We start from the raw sequence: 17,268 nt of genomic DNA, 5'->3' as shown, positions 1-17,268 counted from the left end.
TTTCCTTCACACGGTACGGCGCCTGCCACGGGGTTTTGGCGCGCGATGGATCGCGCCACCAACCTGTCGCTGACGCGCAGCCTCAGGCTTTGTCATCCCATCATGGCATTGCCAAGGCGTTAAAGCGGTTAAAATTGTGCGCAACCGCGGAACGGTTCTGCGCGGGCGCGACCGTCAGGACACAGCGGCAAGCTTGCGATGGCGCCCGCCGCGGGCTAGTCATTCGGGAAGCTAGAGGAGAAACCGATGTTCACCGGGATCATCACCGACAAAGGCGAAGTCGCCGCTTTGGTGCAGCGCGGCGATCTGACCGCACGCATTGCCACCCGATATGACGTCGCGGGCATCGATATTGGCGCCTCCATCGCCTGCGATGGCGTCTGCCTGACCGTGGTGGCGCTGGGCGCCGAAATCGACGGCGCCGCACAAAACTGGTTTGAGGTGCAGATCTCGGCAGAAACCCTCGACAAGACCAATATCGGTGGCAACGGCTGGCCGCTCGGCAAACCGCTGAACCTTGAGCGCGCGCTGAAGGTCGGGGATGAGCTGGGCGGCCATATTGTCTCGGGCCATGTCGACGGCCTGGCCGAAATTATTGCGATGCGCGACGAGGGGGACAGCACCCGCTTTACCTTCCGCGCGCCGCAGGCGCTGGCGGGCTATATCGCCTCCAAGGGCTCGGTGGCGCTGAACGGCACCTCGCTGACGGTGAATGAGGTGAATGGCTGCGACTTCGGGGTGAACATCATCCCGCACACCAAGGCGATGACCACCTGGGGCACCGCGGCAGTGGGCGACAAGGTCAACCTCGAGATCGACACGCTGGCCCGCTATGTCGCGCGGCTGCAGGAGTGGAATGCGTGAGCCTGATCGGCCATAACGGCGGCCCGACGCTGGCACCGGGGCGCAGCTGGCGGCAGCACTGCTGGCGGCGCGCGCGGGCGGATCTCCTGCCGCATCTGCCGCTGGAAGTGGTGCGGCTGCGGGTGAAACGTGCGGCCGAGATCGGGCTTGACTATAAAACCTATGCCGGGTTCCGCGCCAGCACTGGCCATGACATCGTGGCCTTGCTGTTTTCCACCAATGCCTTGCGGATGCTGCGTCCGGGGGATGCTTTGCCCGAACCCCGCGCGGTCAAACTGCGCGCCACCCGCGATCTGGCGCATCTGGTGGCCGCGCAGCCGCCGCTGGACCCTGCCCGCGTCAGCGCGGCTCTGGGGCAGGCGGGGATTGCCCTTGGCGCCTGTCACCGCGCCCCTTTGGTGGCGCAGAGCTGGTCCGGCGTCCGCAGCGGCATCCGCGCCATACTGGCCGAACAGCGGCTGCCCGGCGACCGGGTGCTGCTGATCGGTGATACAAATTTCGAGCAGGAATGGACCGGGGCAGGGGGCCTCGCCGGATATCTTCCGGCGGCGCGCTATTTCCCCGAGGCCATCGCATAAGGAGGGGCCCATGGCTCAGGACGAGACCACCGATTTTCAATCCGCCATCTCCACCATCGAGGAGATTCTGGAGGATGCCAAAGCGGGCCGCATGTTCATTCTGGTCGATCATGAGGACCGCGAGAATGAGGGCGATCTGATCATTCCGGGCGTGCATTGCACCCCGGCGGCGATCAATTTCATGGCGACGCACGGGCGCGGGCTGATCTGCCTGTCGCTGACGGGCGAGCGGGTGGATGCGCTTGGCCTGCCGCTGATGTCGGCGGCCAATTCCTCGCGTCACACCACCGCTTTCACCATTTCCATCGAGGCGCGCGAAGGCGTCACCACCGGGATTTCGGCGGCAGACCGCGCGCGCTCGGTGCAGGTGGCGATTGATCCGGCCACAACCGCGGCAGATATCGCCACGCCCGGCCATATCTTCCCGCTGCGCTCGGCGGAGGGGGGCGTGCTGGTGCGCGCGGGCCATACCGAGGCGGCGGTGGATATTTCGCGTCTGGCCGGGCTCGACCCCTCGGGCGTGATCTGTGAAGTGATGAATGACGATGGCACCATGGCGCGGCTGCCCGATCTGATCGAATTCGGCAAAAAGCACGGGCTGAAGATCGGCACGATTTCCGACCTGATCGCCTATCGCCGCCGCAATGATAACCTCGTGCGGGTCATCGAAGAAAAGACCGTCACCTCGGAATTCGGTGGTGAGTGGAAGATGCGGATCTATGCCGATGCGACGCAGGGCGCCGAGCATCTGGCACTGATCAAGGGCGATATCTCCGGGCCGGAGCCGGTGCTGGTGCGGATGCATGCGTTCGATCCGCTGTTGGACATGGTGGGGCTGGGCGGCGCCGGGCGCGCCGGTGAATTTGGCGATGCGATGCGGCAGATCGCTGCCGAAGGGCGTGGCGTGGTGGTGTTGCTGCGCGACACCCATGCCAAGATCGCGGCAGAGCTGGCTGGGCAGGGCTATACTTTGCGCCAATATGGTCTGGGCGCGCAGATCCTGTCCTCGCTCGGGCTCAAGGATCTGGAGCTTTTGACCAATTCGGTGGCACCGAAAATCGTGGGTCTGGATGGCTATGGGTTGTCGATCACCGGCACCCGGCGGATTCCGGCAGGGGAGGCCTGATCATGGCGGCGAATGAAAACCACCACACGCTGGCGCTGCCGGTGTTTGACAAGCCGGTGAAACTGCTGATCGTCGTGGCGCCCTATTACAAGGACATCGCCGATCAGCTGGTGGCGGGGGCCCGTGCGGTCGCCGCCGCGTGCGGGGCCGAGGCCGATCTGATCGAAGTGCCCGGCGCGTTGGAAGTGCCCACTGCCATCGCGCTGGCGGCCCGGATGGCCGATTACGATGGCTTTGTGGCGCTGGGCTGCGTGATCCGCGGCGAGACGACGCATTACGACACCGTCTGCAACGACAGCAGCCGCGCGCTCAGCCTGATGGGGCTGGAGGGCGTTTGCATCGGCAACGGTATCCTGACGGTGGAAAACCGCACCCAGGCGGAAGTGCGTGCCGAGGCGGCCGGGCAAAACAAGGGCGGCGGCGCTGCAGCAGCGGCCTTGCATCTTGTCGCACTTTCCCGCAAATGGGCGGGCCGGACGAAAGGGATTGGATTCCGATCCTCCGGCGCTGACAAAGGATGATGTGATGACCACCGATACCGCCCCCGGCGACATGCCCGAGCCGCCGCGCAAGCGGACGGCAGACGAAAAGCGCCAGATGAAATCCGCCGCCCGGCTTTATGCCGTGCAGGCGTTGTTTCAGATGGAAGCCGCCGGGATGGCGGTGGACCGGGTGCGGGTCGAGTTTGAGAACCACCGTTTCGGCGCCGTCTATGAGGGCGAGGAAATGGCCGAGGGCGATCCCGCCTTGTTCCGCCGCCTGCTGGACGATGCCGTGATGTGGCAGGCGAAGATCGACCAGATGACCGACCGCGCGCTGGTCGCTGCCTGGCCGATCGACCGCATCGACCCCACCCTGCGCGCCCTCTTCCGCGCCGCGGGGGCCGAGCTGATCACCCCGGCAACGCCGCCGAAAGTGGTGATCAACGAATTCGTCGATGTCGCCCGGGCGTTTTTCCCGGAAGGCAAAGAGGCGAAATTCGTCAATGCCGTGCTCGATCACATGGCCCGCGAGGCGCGCCCCGAGGCGTTCTGAACCCGCCCCGCAGGGGGGCTTTGGGGGCGGTTTTCCGGGCTGTCGGCGATTCTTGGCCGATGCCCGCGACTGCGACAGATTGGCGGGTGGAGAATCCGGCCCGAGCGGTTAGCATCCCGGCAACTTGGGGAGCTGCTTTATGACCGAACTCATCCGTCTCTATCTGCGCAATATCTTTTTTGGCTTTCTGCTGGCCTTGACCTTTGTCACCCTGTTGATGGTGCTGAACGTCGGCGGGCTTTGGGATCTGATCGGCAATTCGGATATCGGGCTTTTGGCGGTGGCGATGCTGCTTTTGTTCAACACCCTGCTGTTCTCGGGCGTGCAATTCGCCATTGCGGTGATGCGGATGGCGGGGCGCGATACCCCGCGCGGCCCGGGCCGCCGCAGCCCTGCCCGCAGCATGCCGCTGGGCTATGGCAAAATGACTCCGGTAAAAGTGGCCGCCACCAGCCGCCGCACCTGAGCCGCCGCAGCTGAGCGGCCCTCCGCTATCACCTTTGCGCGATGCGCCGCCCGGTTCCCGCCGAGGCGGCGTTTTTTATGCGCTGTGACCTGCAAGACGCGGTGAATATCGAGATATTTCAAAGGCTCGGCTGGAACCCGCTTGCGATGGGCGGGAACCGGCTTGTCGGGCCGTAACCGTGCGTATCCGGGAACGGAACCCGCTCCGCCCACGTTTAACTCTCGATCCCCGCAGCATGTGGCTTGCGGGGTGAGTGAAAGAACCGAAAGGGCAGACTATGAAAAAAGCACTCCTCCTCACCAGCGCAGGTACCCTCGCGGCTGTGTTGACCACCCTTCCCGCTTTCGCGCAGAGCGACCTGATTGGCACCCGCGTGATCTCGGAGGGCATCGATGACGTGCAAACCTCGGTCAACCGCGACATGTCGCGTTCCAGCGATTCGCTGCGCTTTGGTCCGGAATACAACAACGGTATCAACGGCTCGATCTCGCTGACCTATGCGGGGCGCAGCGGCAACTCCGACAGCCAGGACTTCACGCTGGGTGGCCGGATGACCTCGGGTCAGGGCAACTTCGTGCAGTCGGTCGGCCTCTTGCTGGAATATGGCGAGAACGATGACGGCAGCAAAGACAAGCAAGAAGCCTATGCCATCTATGACGGCAACTACTACTTCAACAACTCGCTCTATGGTTTCGGCCTCGGGCGGATCAAAACCGATGCGCTGGCAACGGGCACCGATCGTGACCGCGACGCCTTCCTCGGCTTTGGTGTGGGGTACCGCATCGTGAACACGCCCGACACCACCTGGCGCGTTCAGGCCGGTCCGGGGGTGAGCTACACCCGCGAGGCAGGTTCGGGTGACGAAACCACCGAGTTGGGCGGTATTGCGTCGTCGCGTGTCTATCACAGCTTCAACGACAATATCTTCCTGACCAACGATACCGACGTGTTGACCTCGGATACCGCGGGTCTGCGGGTGACCAACGACCTTGGCGTGAACTTCAAGATGACCGACGCTTTTGCGACGCGGGTCAGCTATCTGACGGATTACGAAGAGAATCGTGACATCCGTGCTGACAACAAGCTGGGCGTTTCGCTGGTCTTCGGCTTCTGAGATCCGGACAGATGACCGCAAAGGGGCGCTTCGGCGCCCCTTTTTCATGCGCCGCGCCGCAGCTCGAAGGCGGGCGGCGCCGGTATCCGCAAAAAGGGGGGAGGGTGGTGGAAACCGCAGCGACCGTGACGGCGTGTTTTTCCCGAGAGCCTGGTTGTACCAGGTGGACGCCAGATACAGAGACCACGATCCCTGCAGAGCCAGCATCCTCGGAAATGCTTATCGGCCACTGGAAAAGTGCCGCACACGAGGGGAGCAGTAACCACCGACTCCCTAGATAGGCGCGACCGGGCCGCCGCGCAAGGGTTGCGCGATGTTCTTGCAATGTTCATAATGTGCGGATGATACAGCCTGACGTGACATATGTTCCCCTGCCACCGATGACCCCCGGTCAGCAGATCGCGCGCGGGGCCGCCCGGGCCCTGCGCGGCTATGATGTGATCTGCCTGCCGGAATTCGTGCCCACCGCCGGGTTGCGGGTGGATCTGATCGGCATCGCGCCGAAGGGCGAGATCTGGATTGTCGAATGCAAATCGAGCCGGGTTGATTTTACCTCAGACCGCAAATGGCAGGGCTATCTGCCGTGGTGCGACCGGTTCTTCTGGGCGGTCGACACCGATTTCCCGCAAGAATTGCTGCCCGATGACAGCGGCCTGCTGCTGGCTGATGCGCACGGCGGAGAGTTGGTGCGGATGCCGCCGGCGGTTCCGCTGGCCCCGGCCCGGCGCAAGGCGCTGACGCAGGCGCTGGCCCGCACGGCGCTCTTGCGCCTGCAGGGCCTGCGCGATCCGGCGACCGCCTTACTTCCGCCCCTTGGCGGGACCTGAGCCCATCGAGCGGGCGGCCTCGGCGGCGGCCAGCAGTTCCTCGGCGATTTCCTCGGCCTCTTCCGGGTCGAAGTCCAGCGGCAGCTCCAGCCCCTCCGCCTCGATGTAGATGCGGACCATCCCCAGGGTGGTCGGGCCGATCTGGATATTGGCGGCGATGTCGCTTTGCTTGTCGATACCCATGGCGCGATCCTTTGCAAATTGGGGGCGGATCATGGGGTAGCGCGAATGCGCGGCCCGGGCAAGCGGTGGCATTCGGCACTTTCCCTGAATGAGCCCCTTGCATTCACCGGCGAGGGGCGCTAAATCGCCGCTCAGTGCAGCTTTAGCTCAGTTGGTTAGAGCACCAGATTGTGGATCTGGGGGTCCCCCGTTCGAGCCGGGGAAGCTGTACCACTCCCCCCTTCATTGTGACGATACCGCTTGCAGAATGCCCCTTTGAGGTGTTTTTGTTGGCCTTGTGGCGCAAAAGGCCGCAGTCGCACCGGAACTCTGCCGGGGTCTGTGGCGTTGCTTCTCCGACATTCACATGACAGGAGGACGGCATGTCCCGCGTAGCTTCCGAGAAGATCATCGATTCCGCAAAAGAAACTCTGGCCGATGCAAAGGCACGTCTGGCCGGCACCGACAGTGAGGCGCTGGCCGCTCAGGTTGAGCAGCTGCGCATCGATCTGGCCCGCATCAGCGACACGCTGCAGGGCATGGGCCGCGCTCAGGGCGAAGCGGTTGCCGAAACCGTGCGCAGTCAGGCTGCCCGTCTGTACGACATTTCCGGCGCCACGCTGACCGCCGCGGCCGACCGTGCCTCCGCCACGGCCACGGAAGCGCAAGAGCTTGTCCGCCGTCAGCCCGCCGCTGCGGTGGGTCTGGCTGCCGGTGCGGGGCTGCTGGCTGGCCTCTTTCTGGCCCGCAAGTAAGGCCCCGCAAGCAAGGCTCTGCCCGCATGCAGGGCAGGGCCGGTCCGGCCGACCCCCCAAGGCACGCCCAGAATAAGGACGACCCGATGAGCTCCCTCACCGATGATCTGAAATCCGCCGCAGCCGATACGGCGCGGCGCGGCGCCTGGATCGCTGGCGGTGGGGTGGCGCTGGCGGTGGGGCTGGGTTTTGCAACGCTGGCGGGATGGCTGGTTTTGGAAACAATGCGGGGGCCGCTTTTTGCGGCCCTTGTTCTGTGCTGCGTCTACCTTGGCATTGGCTTTGTCATGCTCTCCCTCGGGCTGCGCCACAAGCGCCGTGTCACCCAGGCCGAGCGGCTGGCTGCCGCCGCGGCCGCAACCGCCTCTGCCGCGCCGGTGTCGCCAGGCATTTCCGCCAGCGATCCGATCGAGGTGCAGGTGATGGAGGCCGTGCTGCGGCTGCAAAACCTGGCGCAGGCCCTGTCGGACGCGCCGCCACCCCGCCCGGCTGTGGGCGATGAGCCCGCCAAAGGCCTGGATATGGGGGTGGTCAGCCCGTTGCTGGCGTCTTTCGTGATCGGGCTGGACCTCGCGCGCATGATGCGCCGCTGATAGCGCTATCCTTACCAAAGTGACTGCAACCCAGGCGTGTAACGCGCCACTCCCGCAGCTGACCGCAGACGGCTTTGTTGCGCGCTGCACAATCCTCAAGGTTAACGCTGAAAAAACAGTCGCCCTCGCGACAGTTTGCTAAAATTTGCCGTAATCTAAGGCGAATTCCGCCGGTTTGTACCTTCGCACTCGCAGCATGGGGTTGTTTCGAATCGTGGTGCGCGTTAATTGATCCTTAATCAAAAAAACTATCCGCAGTGCCTTTTCGATGTATGTTTTCCCAGCACGGGACTTAAGTCATGAAACAATATTCTCCGCTAAGTGATTTTTTCACACCGACCTCCGCCCGCGTTGAGGAGTTTCGCCGTTCTTCCGCCAGCAAGCGCGGCTGGTGGTCCTACACCGGCCTGCCGAAACGCATGCTGGATATCGCCTTGTCACTTCTGATCTTGCCGGTGGTCGTGCCGGTGGTTCTGCTGCTCTGCGTCATGGTTCGGCGCGATGGCGGTTCGGCGTTTTTCGTCCAGCCCCGCGTTGGCCTGAATGGCCGCGTGTTCAACTGTTACAAGCTGCGCACGATGGCAGTGGACGCCGAACAGCGGCTGAAGCAAATGTGCGACAGCGATCCTGAGGTGGCCCGCGAATGGCATGAAAACCAGAAGCTTGCCGTTGACCCGCGGATCACCAAGGTGGGTGCTTTTCTGCGCAAGACCAGCCTCGACGAGCTACCGCAGCTGATCAACATCTTCAAAGGCGACATGAGCCTGGTGGGGCCGCGCCCGTTCCTGATCGACCAGCAGTCGCTCTACACCGAAGCGGGGGGCCGCGCCTATTTCCACATGCGTCCGGGCGTGACCGGGCTCTGGCAGGTTGAGGGACGTGGCACCACCCGTTTTGTGGACCGCGTTCACTACGACGAAACCTATTATGCGAAAGCGTCAGTTGCGCAGGACATCTCCTTGATGATGCGGACCGTTGGCGTCGTGTTCAAGATGACGGGCCGCTGAGGCACCGCGGCGGGATCCGGTTCAGGGTCCCGCAGGTGGAAGCGACCTCAAGGTACCAAGCGGGAGCAATCGCAGGACGAGGTGGACGCGCGGAGAAATTATGGCTCTGCTCTGACACCGCCGAAAAGGTCCTCAGCTCTGACAACGACGATATGAAAACGGCGCCGCAGCAATGCCGGCGCCGTTTTCATGTGTTGAAAGGTCTGGTCGCGGGCTGATGCCGGGTCTGCGGTAGTGCCTAGCCTGCGGAGATGCCGGGCCCGCAGTAGTGCCGCGCCTCTGGCCAGAGCGGGCGATAATCTGGCGCATGACACGGGTTTGAGCCGCCCGCAGTCTTTGCGCGGGCGGCGCCGGTTTTGCGGGCTGGCGCGCCCGCTCAGGCCGCGTAGCGCGCGGCCACCGGCGCCGGGATTGCCGCGCGGGGTGGCACGGCGTGCAGCCCTGCGCGCGTCTTGCTCGGGTTGACTCCGAAGTGGCTGCGGTACTTCTTGGCGAAATGCGAGGCTGACTGAAAACCGCAGGCAACCGCGATCTGCATCAGCGACATTTCGGTGCGGGTGAGGAGCCCATGCGCGCGATCCAGCCGCATCTGACCGTAGAAGGCCATGGGCGTCATGTTCAGGTGACGACGGAACAGGCGCTCGGTCTGGCGCACGGAAAGTGCGGCGATATCGGCGATTTCCAGTGCGGTCAGCGGGACTTCGAGGTTTTCCTCCATGCAGCGCAGCACACGGGCCAGACGCGCATTGCGCACACCATAGCGCGCCTGATGCGAGACGGTCTGCGCCGCCCCCGGCCCCCGAACCTGTCCCAGCAGCATTTGATCGGCCACTTTTGCGGCGGTGACAGGGCCGAGATCAGCGCCGATCTGATGCAACATCAGGTCGGCGGCAGCGATTCCGCCCGGCGCCGTCGGCACCCGCGATGCTTCGAAAGCCGTGCAGGTAATCTCAAGATCGGGGTATTCTTCCTCCATCGCCTCGGCATGTTCCCAATGCACCGCGCATTCCTGCCCGGCAAGCACACCCGCGCGCGCGAGCAGCTGCACACCGCCACAGAGACTGCCCATCGCGGCGCCGCGCACCGACAGCCGCCGGATTCGCGCCACCAAACTCTCGGTCAGCCGTTGGCGCACGTCATCGCCCGCAACGATGATCAGCATTTCATCGCGCTCCAGATCGGCCAGTGCACCGTCCACCTGCACGCGGATCCCGCCGGAGCCCTCGACCGATCCGCCGCTTTCCGACAAAAGGCGCCAGCCGTAGCCCTGCCGGCGCGCGGCGATATTGGCCAGCCGCAGGGGTTCAATCGCCGCCGCCAGGGCCAGATGCGTAAAGCCGCCAATCAGCAGGAATGCATAGCGCCGGGTGGCGGCAGCGGGCGTGGGACGCAGGAGACTGGCATTGGCTTCCAAAACGGTCACGGGGGAGAAATGCGTCATCTCAAAGCTCCTGATGCGGTTGCGGTGATGGAGAACTCTTGCTGATCACGCGAAACTGTGAGTGTATGATTGCGTCAACCGAACATGATGATTGCGACATGACCGCGCCAATTGCTGCAGAAGCACCCGCAAACTTGCCCCAACGTAAGGTTCAGCGCTCCGAGAGCCGTCCGGCGGGGCGGCCCGCGCCGCAGCCGTTGCGGATCGGAATCGTGCTGGCGCGGCGTTTTACCCTGTCTGCGCTGGCAAATTTCATTGATGTGCTGCGGCTTTCGGCGGATGAGGCGGACCGCTCGCGGCCGATTCTGTGCCGCTGGGAGGTGATCGGCGCCCTTCAGGAACCGGTGCAGTCGAGCTGTGGGATTCCGGTGCCCGCGACGCACCGTCCTCTGGACCCGCGCGACTATGATTATATCGCGGTGGTGGGGGGGCTGATCGAGCCCACCGGACGCCTGCCGCTGGATGTCGAGAAGTTCCTGCTGCGGGCGGCCGCCGAGCGGGTGCCACTGGTGGGCATTTGCACCGGTGCCTTTATCCTCGCGCGGCTGGGGTTGATGCAGGGCTATAAATGCTGCGTCAGCTGGTTCCACCACGGCGATTTCATCGAAGAATTCGACACGTTGCAACCCGTCGCCGACCAGATCTTTGTCGTCGACCGCGACCGGCTGACCTGCTCGGGCGGGGTGTCGGCGGCGCATCTGGCGGCGTTTCTGGTGGAGCGCCACATCAGCCGCTCAGTTGCGCGCAAAAGCCTGTCGATCATGATCATTGATCAGGCCGAAGCGGGCGAGCGGCCGCAGCCGGGTCTGCCGCTGGAACTGTCGAGCAATGATCCGGTGGTGAAACGCGCGCTCTTGTGGATGCAGCAGACCATCGATGCGCCCCTTTCCGTCGCGCGGCTGGCCGAGCGGCTCGGCATCGGGCGGCGCAAACTTGAGCGGCATTTCGCGGATACGCTGGGGATCACCCCCGCCGAGGCCGGGCGCCGGGTGCGGCTGGCGCAGGCCCGGGCATTGGTGGAACGGGGCGAGAAAACCGTGACCGAGATCGCCCATGCCACCGGCTTTTGCGATGCCTCGCATCTGATCCGGCATTTCCGCGAGCTGTATGGCCTGCCGCCCGAGGCATGGCGGCAGGCGCAAGATCTCAGCCCTGAGTGACCTCTTTCAGCTTGTCGATGCCAAGGATCTTCATCGCCGCTTTCTCGTAATAGGGCTCGGAATTGCCGCGCTTCACCTTGCGGATGAAGTATTTTTCAAAGCCCACCTTGGCCAGATGCACCCATTTGCCGGATGAGGACCAGTTCACATTGCGCGGCGGGATCTGCGGCTGCGCCACGAAGGCGATGCCGCCATCGCCGAAATCGGCCAGGCAGACAGCGTTCCAGGTGCCGACATGGCTCGGTTCCTGTCCGCGCACCAGTTGGCCCAGGTTTTGCGCGGTGGCGGTGACCATGCTCTCGATCATGAAACCGGTTTTCGGCACGCCGCAGGGCACGGGCGTCGGCCCCATCGGCGGAATCGCGACGCAGACGCCCACCGCAAAGACATTGGGATAGCGCGGGTTGCGCTGATGTTGGTCGACAATGGTGAAGCCGCGCGGGTTCGACAGCCCCTCGATGCCCGAAACCGCCGGAATGCCGCGAAAGGCGGGCAGCATCATCGCAAAGCCGAAGGGCAGGGATTTTTCGCCCTTCACGCTGCCATCGTCGTTGATCTCCTCGACCAGCATCTGGCCTTCCTCGACCTTCTTCACCCGCGCGGAGGTCATCCATTTGATGTGCTTGCCACGCATCTCGGATTCCAGCAGGCCCTTGGTGTCGCCCACCCCGTCCAGCCCCAGATGCCCGACATAGGGCTCGGGCGTGACAAAGGTCATCGGCACCTTGTCGCGGATTTTGCGTTTGCGCAGCTCTGCATCCAGAATGAAGGCGAATTCATAGGCCGGGCCAAAGCAGCTGGCCCCCTGCGCCGCGCCCACCACAATCGGGCCGGGGTTCTCGCAGAACCGTTCAAAGGCGCTGCGGCTGGCGACGGCATGATCGACATGGCAGACCGATTGCGTGTGGCCCGTCGGGCCAAAGCCCTCGATCTCGTCAAAGGCCAGCTCAGGCCCGGTGGCGATGACGATATAGTCGTACGCGACCGAGCTGCCATCGGCCAGCTCCACCCGGTTCTCGGCGGCATGCAGCCTGGTGGCCGGTTGCACGATGAAACCGATGCCCTTTTTCTTCATCACCGGTGCCAGATCGACGGTGATGTCCGACCGCTCGCGCCAGCCCACCGCGATCCAGGGGTTTGAGGGCACGAAATGATAGAACGGGTCTTTGGTGATGACCGTGATCCGGTCCTCGCGGCGCAGGCTGTCGCGCAACTCATAGGCCATGATCGCGCCCCCCAGCCCGGCCCCCAAAACAACTATATGTGCCATGTTGAACTCCTCCTCCCGATGCCCCTCGCATCAGTTATATTCCAATTATTGAATATTATGGAGGCTTCGGTCAATGCCCTCGGATGTCGCGGGGCGGGGGGCAAATGAAAAGGCCCGGCGCAGCCGCCGGGCCTTTCCCATAAGGTGTTGATCTGAAATCAGGAGGGCATTTCCGCGGTGATGCCTTCGACAAAGAAGTTCAGGCCGGCGAGCGTGCCGTCATCTGCCTTTTCGCCCTCGGCCAGCCAGACCGAGCCGTCTTGCTTGTTCAGCGGGCCGGTGAAGGGATGGTATTCGCCGCTGCCGATGGCCGCGATCATCGCTTCGGCTTCGGCCTTCACTTCGGCCGGAACTTCCGAGGTGATCTCGCCAATGCCGACCATGCCGGTGCCGATGCCGCCCCAAGTGGCTTCGGAGGCCCAGCTGCCGTCCAGCATCGCACCCGCGCGCTTGATGTAGTAGGGCGCCCAGTTGTCGATGGTCGAGCTGATGCGCGGTTTCGGTGCAAAGGCGGCCATGTCGGAGGCCTGACCGAAGGTGTAAATCCCGGCTTCCTGTGCCTTGGCCTGCGGCGCGGTGGAATCGGTGTGCTGCAACAGCACGTCGACGCCTTCGGCGATCAGCGCGGCGGCGGCATCGGCCTCTTTCGCCGGATCGAACCAGCTGTAGGCCCAGACCACCTTGATCTCGACCGCCGGGTTGACCTTTTTGGCGTGGATATAGGCGGCGTTGATCCCCTGAATAACCTCCGGGATCGGGAAGGAGCCGATGTAGCCGATCTTGTTGGTCTTGGTCATCCGGCCCGCGATGGTGCCCTGAATAGCGCGGCCTTCGTAGAAGCGCGCGTCATAGGTGGCCAGGTTGTCGGCGCGTTTATAGCCGGTAGCGTGCTCGAATTTCACATTCGGGAATTTCGCGGCCACGTTAGCGGTGGCGTCCATATAGCCGAAGGAGGTCGCGAAGATCAGCTGGTTGCCCTCAAGGGCAAGCTGGGTCAGCACGCGCTCGGCATCCGGGCCTTCCGGCACGCTTTCGACATAGGAGGTGACGATCTTGTCGCCAAATTCCTTCTCCATCGCCAGACGTCCCTGATCGTGCTGATACGACCAGCCCATATCGCCGATCGGGCCGACATAGATGAAGCCGACCTTCAGCGGATCCGCCGCCGAGGCGATTTTCGGCAGGCCGAAGGCGGCCGCGCCGACAGCGAGGCTGGTGGTGGTCAAAAAGCTTCTGCGGTTCATGGGAACTCCCCCGTTGGAACAGGCCGGATGGCCCTTGGTTGATCCGCCCCGCATCAGCGCGAGGCGTAGAAATTGCTCAGCGCGAGGCGTGGAAATTGCGCCCCAGATCGGCAGGGGCGGCGGAACTGCCGCGCTTTTGCAGCGCGGAAATGACCACCAGCACGATGATGGTGATGACGTAAGGGGCCATGGACAAAAGCTGCACCGGGATCGCAAACCCGGCGGCCTGCAGCCGCAGTTGCAGCACGGTAACCCCGCCAAAGAGATAGGCCCCGAGCAGCACCCGTTCGGCCCGCCAGCTGGCGAAAACCACGATGGCGAGGGCAATCCAGCCCGCCCCCGCCGTCATCCCCTCGGTCCATTGCGGCACCCGTACGAGGCTGAGATAGGCGCCGCCGAGGCCCGCCAGCGCGCCGCCAAAGGTCAGCGCCGCCACCCGCACCGCCACCACCCGGTAGCCGAGCGCATGGGCGGCGGTATGGCTTTCGCCCACCGCGCGCAGGATCAGCCCCGCGCGGGAATATTTCAGAAAGGCCCAGACCGCGACGGTGAGGATCAGCGAGAGATAGACCACCCAGTCGTGGTGGAACAAGATCGGCCCGACGATGGGCAGATCGGCCAGCGGCCCGAAATCCAGCTTGGGTGTCGGGGGGGGCTTGATCCCCTGAAATTTCTGCCCGATCAGCGCCGAGAGGCCGAGGCCAAAGAGCGTCAGCGCCAGCCCGGAGGCGACCTGATTGGCCAGCACCACCTGCGTCATGAAGGCAAAGATCAGCGCCATGCCCGCCCCCGAGACCGCGCCGAGCACAAAGCCCAGCACCGGGCTGCCGGTGGCCACTGCGCCCGCAAAGCCGCCGATCGCGCCCATGATCATCATCCCTTCAACCCCGAGGTTGAGCACGCCCGATTTCTCGGCAACCGCCTCGCCCAGTGCCGCCAGCAGGATCGGCGTTGAGGCGATCATCAGCGAGGCGATGAGCGCGATGATGTCGATACCCCCGATGATCATGCGCGGCCTCCCCCGATGCGGATGCGGTAATTGGTCAGAAGGTCAAAGCCGAGCAGGAAGAACAGGAGCATCCCCTGAAAGGCCTGAATGGCGGCGGCGGGCAGTTGCAGCGTCAGCTGCGCCAGATCACCCCCGATATAGGTCAGCGCCATCAACAGGCCCGCCAGCAAAATCCCCAGCGGATGCAGTCGCCCCAGATAGGCGACGATGATCGCCGTATAGCCATAGCCCGCGTTGAAACTGTCGGTGATCTGGCCCGAGGGCCCGGCCACTTCAAACATCCCCGCCAGCCCGGCAAAGGCACCCGAAAGACCAAGGCAGAGGCTCACTAGCCGTTGCGGGATGACGCCTGCAAAGCGCGCGGCGCGCGGTGCCTCGCCCGCCACCCGGATGCGGAACCCGGCGATATGGCGCGACATCAGAAGATAGGTGGCAATCACCGCGATCAGCGCCGCGACGCCGCCCCAATGCAGACCGGTGCCCACGATCAGCTCGGGGTTCGACGCACTGGGATATTGTTGCAGGTTGCGGCTGCCCGGAAAGCCAAAGCCCTGCGGGTTTTTCATCGGCCCATGCGCCATATGCGCCAAGAGGTTCTGCGCCACATAGACCAGCATCAGCGAGACGAGGATCTCACTGGCGCCAAAGCGGTTTTTCAGCACGGCCGGGATCATCGCCCAGGCCCAGCCCCCCAAGGCGCCCGCGATCACCATGGCGGGAAAGATCCACCAGGCCTCCAGCGGATAGGCGGCGAGGGCCACGGCGGCGCCGCAGATCGCGCCCATGATATACTGACCCTCGGCCCCGATGTTCCAGATGCCCGCGCGGAACCCCACGGCAAGACCCGCGCCGATCAGGATCAGCGGTCCGGCCTTGACCATCAGCTGGCCGCGAAAATAGCTCGCGTTGGCCCCGAACAAAGGGTCCCAAAAGATGGTGCGGATCGCATCCACCGGGTTTTTGCCCAGAATGGCAAAGAGAATGCCGCCCGCGATCATCGTGGCAATCACCGCCACCACCGGGGTTGCGGCCGACCAGAATTGCGAGGGCAGCGGGCGTTTTTCCAGCCGGATCATGCCAGCACCTCCGGATGCGCGGGCGCCATCCCATGCGCGCCGCCGAGCATCAGACCGATCTCGTCAATGGTCAGGCCCTGCGTCAGGCGGGCGGGGCTGAGACGGCCCTCATTCAGGGCGGCAAAACGGTCGGCAATTTCCAAAAGCTCATCCAGATCCTGAGAGATGACAATCACCGCCGCCCCCTGCGCCGCCAGATCCAGCAGCGCTTGCCGGATGGCGGCGGCGGCGGCGGCATCGACCCCCCATGTGGGCTGGTTCACCACCAGCACATCCGGGGCCTGCAACACCTCGCGGCCAATCACGAATTTCTGCAAGTTGCCGCCCGAGAGCGCGCGGGCCGCCACATGTGGCCCCGGCGTACGAACGTCAAAGGCGGCGATGATCTGGCTGGCGAAATCCTTTGCGGCCCCCATGTCGATAAAACCGTTTTTCGTCAGCGGCTTGCGCACAGTTCCGGTCAGAATGGCGTTTTCCGTCAGGCTCATGTCGGGCACGGCGGCATGGCCCAGCCGCTCTTCCGGCGCGGCCAGGATCCCCAGCTTGCGCCGCGCATTCGGGCCCAGAACCGAAATATCCTGCCCGGAGAGTTTCACCGTGCCGGGGCCCGACAGCCGCTCGCCCGACAGCGCCGCCAGAAGTTCCTCTTGCCCGTTGCCCGCGACGCCACCGATGCCCAGCACCTCGCCGCGATAGAGGGTGAAACCCACCTCGCGCAGGCTGGGGCCAAAGGCGGCGGCGGGCGGCAGGTTCAGGCCCTCTACCGTCAGCACCTCCATCCCCGGCACCCGGCCCGCGCGGTCGGTCAGCTTCAACTCGCCCCCCACCATCATCTCGGCCAGCTCCCGCGCCGATTTTTCGCGCGGGGTGCAGGACCCGACCAGCTTGCCGCCGCGCAGGATCGTGGCGCGGTCGCAGAGGCTGCGGATTTCCTCCAGCTTGTGGCTGATATAGAGGATCGCCGTCCCCTCCGCCGACAGCTGCCGCAGCGTGGCAAACAGGATCTCCACCTCCTGCGGCGTCAGCACCGAGGTCGGCTCGTCCATGATGAGGAGCTTGGGGTCCTGCAACAGGCAACGGATGATCTCAACGCGCTGCCGCTCGCCCGCCGAAAGGTCCCCGACGGTGCGGGCGGGGTCCAGCGGCAGGCCGTAGGCCTGACTGACCTCGCGGATGCGCGCCGCCAGATCGCCCATCTTCGGCGGGTTCTCCATGCCGAGCGCGACATTCTCGGCGACATTCAGCGCCTCAAACAGCGAGAAATGCTGGAAAACCATCGCCACGCCCGCACCGCGGGCGGCGCGCGGTTCAGCCGGGGCATAGGGGGCACCGCGCAGGGTCATCGTGCCGTTGTCGGGCTTGACGAGACCATAGATCATCTTGACCAGCGTCGATTTCCCGGCGCCGTTTTCGCCCAAGAGCGCATGGACTTCGCCGGGCGCGATGGCAAAGCTGATGTCATCATTGGCCCGGACTCCGGGGTAGGACTTGGAAAGCCCTTCCAGCTGCAACAGCATGGTATTTCCGGCCATGTCTAACCC

The 17,268-nt window shown here is 64.3% G+C and carries 19 protein-coding genes and 1 tRNA gene; 13 read left to right on the top strand and 7 right to left on the bottom strand.

Annotated features, from left to right (window positions below; all coding sequences use genetic code 11):
• The first annotated feature begins 246 nt into the window (after positions 1-246).
• From ACEN2S_RS01290 to ACEN2S_RS01255, 8 genes are all read left to right on the top strand, one after another.
• The gene (locus ACEN2S_RS01290) at positions 247-864 is read left to right on the top strand and encodes a riboflavin synthase (protein WP_441861318.1); all 618 of its coding nucleotides are present in this window, start codon (positions 247-249) and stop codon (positions 862-864) included.
• Entirely contained in the window at positions 861-1,442 is a 582-nt protein-coding gene (locus ACEN2S_RS01285; protein WP_441861316.1) for a hypothetical protein, read from the top strand. Before ACEN2S_RS01290 ends, ACEN2S_RS01285 begins: the two co-directional genes overlap by 4 nt.
• 10 nt (positions 1,443-1,452) lie before the next feature.
• Positions 1,453-2,568 carry a 3,4-dihydroxy-2-butanone-4-phosphate synthase gene (gene ribB / locus ACEN2S_RS01280; RefSeq protein ID WP_441861314.1) on the top strand — a complete coding sequence of 372 codons (1,116 nt, stop codon included), beginning with the start codon at positions 1,453-1,455 and terminating at the stop codon, positions 2,566-2,568.
• Between the two features lie 2 nt (positions 2,569-2,570).
• The gene (locus ACEN2S_RS01275; protein ID WP_441861312.1) at positions 2,571-3,089 is read left to right on the top strand and encodes a 6,7-dimethyl-8-ribityllumazine synthase; all 519 of its coding nucleotides are present in this window, start codon (positions 2,571-2,573) and stop codon (positions 3,087-3,089) included.
• 4 nt (positions 3,090-3,093) lie between these two features.
• Positions 3,094-3,603, top strand: coding sequence for a transcription antitermination factor NusB (gene nusB / locus ACEN2S_RS01270; RefSeq protein WP_441861310.1), 510 nt, complete (start codon positions 3,094-3,096; stop codon positions 3,601-3,603).
• A gap of 139 nt (positions 3,604-3,742) precedes the next feature.
• Positions 3,743-4,069: a hypothetical protein gene (locus ACEN2S_RS01265; RefSeq protein ID WP_441861307.1), complete on the top strand. Its 327-nt coding sequence runs from the start codon at positions 3,743-3,745 to the stop codon at positions 4,067-4,069.
• Between the two features lie 277 nt (positions 4,070-4,346).
• A complete protein-coding gene (locus ACEN2S_RS01260) occupies positions 4,347-5,183 on the top strand; it encodes a DUF481 domain-containing protein (RefSeq protein ID WP_441861305.1) in 837 nt (278 codons plus the stop codon).
• A 341-nt stretch (positions 5,184-5,524) separates the two neighbouring features.
• Complete coding sequence (locus ACEN2S_RS01255) at positions 5,525-6,010, top strand: MmcB family DNA repair protein (protein ID WP_441861303.1); 486 nt, start codon at positions 5,525-5,527, stop codon at positions 6,008-6,010.
• Here ACEN2S_RS01255 and ACEN2S_RS01250 read toward each other — a convergent pair.
• Positions 5,984-6,193, bottom strand: a complete 210-nt coding sequence (locus ACEN2S_RS01250) for a DUF6324 family protein (protein ID WP_441861301.1) — start codon at positions 6,191-6,193, stop codon at positions 5,984-5,986. The genes ACEN2S_RS01255 and ACEN2S_RS01250 overlap by 27 nt on opposite strands.
• Before the next feature lie 136 nt (positions 6,194-6,329).
• Between ACEN2S_RS01250 and ACEN2S_RS01245 the strand changes: the two genes are divergently transcribed.
• The 4 genes from ACEN2S_RS01245 (at position 6,330) to ACEN2S_RS01230 (ending at position 8,527) form a co-directional block, all read left to right on the top strand.
• Positions 6,330-6,406, top strand: a tRNA-His gene (locus ACEN2S_RS01245).
• A gap of 149 nt (positions 6,407-6,555) precedes the next feature.
• Complete coding sequence (locus tag ACEN2S_RS01240; RefSeq protein ID WP_441861299.1) at positions 6,556-6,927, top strand: hypothetical protein; 372 nt, start codon at positions 6,556-6,558, stop codon at positions 6,925-6,927.
• 86 nt (positions 6,928-7,013) lie between these two features.
• Complete coding sequence (locus ACEN2S_RS01235; RefSeq protein WP_441861297.1) at positions 7,014-7,520, top strand: phage holin family protein; 507 nt, start codon at positions 7,014-7,016, stop codon at positions 7,518-7,520.
• 299 nt (positions 7,521-7,819) lie between these two features.
• Positions 7,820-8,527, top strand: a complete 708-nt coding sequence (locus tag ACEN2S_RS01230) for a sugar transferase (RefSeq protein WP_441861295.1) — start codon at positions 7,820-7,822, stop codon at positions 8,525-8,527.
• Between the two features lie 376 nt (positions 8,528-8,903).
• On the opposite strand, the gene ACEN2S_RS01225 is transcribed toward ACEN2S_RS01230, so the two are convergent.
• Positions 8,904-9,968, bottom strand: a complete 1,065-nt coding sequence (locus ACEN2S_RS01225; RefSeq protein WP_441861293.1) for a GlxA family transcriptional regulator — start codon at positions 9,966-9,968, stop codon at positions 8,904-8,906.
• A gap of 98 nt (positions 9,969-10,066) precedes the next feature.
• Here ACEN2S_RS01225 and ACEN2S_RS01220 point away from each other — a divergent pair, with 98 nt between their 5' ends.
• Complete coding sequence (locus tag ACEN2S_RS01220; protein WP_441861290.1) at positions 10,067-11,128, top strand: GlxA family transcriptional regulator; 1,062 nt, start codon at positions 10,067-10,069, stop codon at positions 11,126-11,128.
• Here ACEN2S_RS01220 and ACEN2S_RS01215 read toward each other — a convergent pair.
• The 5 genes from ACEN2S_RS01215 to ACEN2S_RS01195 all read right to left on the bottom strand — a co-directional run bounded on the left by ACEN2S_RS01215 (position 11,115) and on the right by ACEN2S_RS01195 (position 17,259).
• Entirely contained in the window at positions 11,115-12,398 is a 1,284-nt protein-coding gene (locus ACEN2S_RS01215; RefSeq protein ID WP_441861287.1) for an NAD(P)/FAD-dependent oxidoreductase, read from the bottom strand. The genes ACEN2S_RS01220 and ACEN2S_RS01215 overlap by 14 nt on opposite strands.
• 158 nt (positions 12,399-12,556) lie before the next feature.
• Positions 12,557-13,642 (bottom strand): BMP family ABC transporter substrate-binding protein, encoded by a 1,086-nt coding sequence (locus tag ACEN2S_RS01210; RefSeq protein WP_441861284.1) that lies wholly within the window; start codon positions 13,640-13,642, stop codon positions 12,557-12,559.
• Between the two features lie 76 nt (positions 13,643-13,718).
• Entirely contained in the window at positions 13,719-14,651 is a 933-nt protein-coding gene (locus ACEN2S_RS01205; RefSeq protein ID WP_441861282.1) for an ABC transporter permease, read from the bottom strand.
• Entirely contained in the window at positions 14,648-15,727 is a 1,080-nt protein-coding gene (locus tag ACEN2S_RS01200) for an ABC transporter permease (protein ID WP_441861280.1), read from the bottom strand. Before ACEN2S_RS01200 ends, ACEN2S_RS01205 begins: the two co-directional genes overlap by 4 nt.
• Positions 15,724-17,259 carry an ABC transporter ATP-binding protein gene (locus tag ACEN2S_RS01195; RefSeq protein ID WP_441861278.1) on the bottom strand — a complete coding sequence of 512 codons (1,536 nt, stop codon included), beginning with the start codon at positions 17,257-17,259 and terminating at the stop codon, positions 15,724-15,726. The genes ACEN2S_RS01200 and ACEN2S_RS01195 overlap by 4 nt, the downstream gene beginning before the upstream one ends.
• Between the last annotated feature and the right edge of the window lie 9 nt (positions 17,260-17,268).

This window comes from Phaeovulum sp. W22_SRMD_FR3 (genome assembly GCF_052113705.1).
GTDB lineage: Bacteria > Pseudomonadota > Alphaproteobacteria > Rhodobacterales > Rhodobacteraceae > JBGQOG01.
The sequence above is the reverse complement of the archived record's forward strand: the minus strand, read 5'-3'. Positions and strand labels throughout refer to the sequence as shown.